Source organism: Neisseria sp. P0021.S006, from assembly GCF_051956895.1.
Genome location: NZ_JBQCWZ010000178.1, coordinates 1 through 2,073 on the forward strand (window position 1 = coordinate 1; position 2,073 = coordinate 2,073).

Here is a 2,073-nt window from a genome sequence, read left to right on the forward strand (position 1 = left end):
GGGTAGGAAGCTCTTGAGGTAAATCCGGACAATCCACACAATTGACGATAATATGAAATTCATCGTTTTTCAAAGTATAGTTTAATAGAGTGCCCTCATATATATACAGAAATTGATAATCTTTTCTTGGAATAGTATAAGTTGTCATATTATTTTACCTTTTCAAAAACAATGGTTTTAAGGACTGTTGAGTTCAAGTCGCTTCCATCACTCTTCTGAAATTTCAGTTGTTTAAACTCCTCCTTTAACGGACCATTATATTTTAACCTTAATCCCATTCGGGCCAGTTCTGTTTCATTTGGAATTCCTCTTAGATATTTATTGGTTACTGTGCCATTAATCACAATTTCTCCCCCTGTTTTTGTAATACGTGCTGCTTCAGGAAGATAATCCATTATTGTAAATTTCCCTTCTGGTTTAGGGATATAAGGATTATTTGCGATAACTCTCGCCTGACTGCCTGTCGGTATATTGGGCATAAAACGTGCATCTCTTGCAACAGCCATCGGATCTGATGGGCTAACCCCTACTGCTCCAGGTATTTGTACCCCTTTGCTGTCTGTAAATAGCTCTACTGTACCATTAGGTCTTATCTTCGGTGCGGATTTATCCGGCTTAGGCAACGCTTTTTGTTCGGTTACGCCGACATAGTCCTTAGTTACATCACTGTGTCTTTTTGAAGTGATTGGATTTTTATTCCCTCCCGCCATCTCCCCATCGAGGACGGACATCCTCCCGGTCTTTTGCCCAGCACCGGTTTTGCCGTTCTTATTCCATACACTCCTTCCCGGCGAGACAGCACCGATCCTAATCCCGGTTATCATGCCTAATGCTCTGTCAACTTTGTCGGCAGCCCAATCACCTACCTCTTCTTCAACAGGGTTGTTGTAGTCCTTGATCAATGGGACATACGGTGCTTCCTTACCGGCCAGTTTGCCGATAACGCCGTTATACGTACCGATGAAGCCGTTTGCATAGAACGACGGCAGGTTGGCTACACCTTTACCCAGTCCGGCTGTAGCAGTATCAAAAGTTTTGTTCCGAATCTGCCGGCTTCTTTCCGTATAACTGGAAACCGCATTTCTTTTCAACTGCTCCCTCGTTTCCCTATAACCCTGCTGTTCGGCAAATTTACCGCTGTCCCTGTAATACTTCATCGGGGCAAAATCCAGGAACGTTTCCCCGTCGGCTTTGAAACTTCCCGCTATGCTGCGCAGGAATTGTTCCGCCGCCGTGTCGGTGTCGGCATGTTTGGCATAATAAGCCGCATCGACCTGACGCATGGCTTGCGCCACCAGCCGCTTTTCTGCCTGCTGTTGGGAAATGCCGGGATGGAGTTTGGCAAATTTGGCGGCATTATCTTTAATTTTTCTGATCTCGCTGTCGTGCAGCTGCCTATTGTTCCAATCGACATTCGCCCCTACTGCCGCCGTACCGACATTTCCGCCCGCCGCATAGCCGATGGCCGCTCCGCCCAGTGCGTTGACCGCCGCTTTGCCCGCCGGGCCGAGGTTTTCCGCTGCTTCGTCCAAATACGGTGCGGCAAGGGAAGTGCCGCCGCCGGCCAGTATGCCGCCGAGGTTGCCCGTCGTCAGTCCGCCTGCCGCCCCGTGCAGGATACTCCTGCCTATGCCGCCTTCTTTCCAGGTGTCGTAGCGGCTTTGGTTTTCGGCAAGGTAGGCGTTTACTTGACCGAGGGATGTGCGGATAGCGGCTTTTTCGGCTTCGCTGTCCGTATTTTGCAGTTTGGCCTCCAGCAGGGTTTTGGCTGCCTGATACCGTTCGTAACTTTGGGTATTGCCGAGTTTGTCGGAAACGGCTGCTGTGGTTTGGGCGGCGTTTTTGCCGAACTCCTGTGTTACTTCCCTTTGCAGGTTGATTTCTTTGGCCACCGCGTCTTTGTCGAAGCTGTTTTTCAGACGGCCTGAGTGTTGATCCGCAGTTTCGGTGTCGATGCCGGTGTGGATACGCGCTTCGGTTTCTTTGGCAGTCCTGCCTGTTCGGGCAAGTTGTCCCGCTTCGTCGGTGATGTGTATGTTGCGGGGGTTGATACCGCTGCGGGTGGTGCTGTTT

General features: G+C 49.7%; 1 pseudogene. It reads right to left on the bottom strand.

From position 1 onward, the window contains the following. Nucleotides 1–149: 149 nt before the first annotated feature. Nucleotides 150–2,073: pseudogene (locus ACTHUM_RS12190) on the bottom strand (hypothetical protein); the annotation flags it as partial.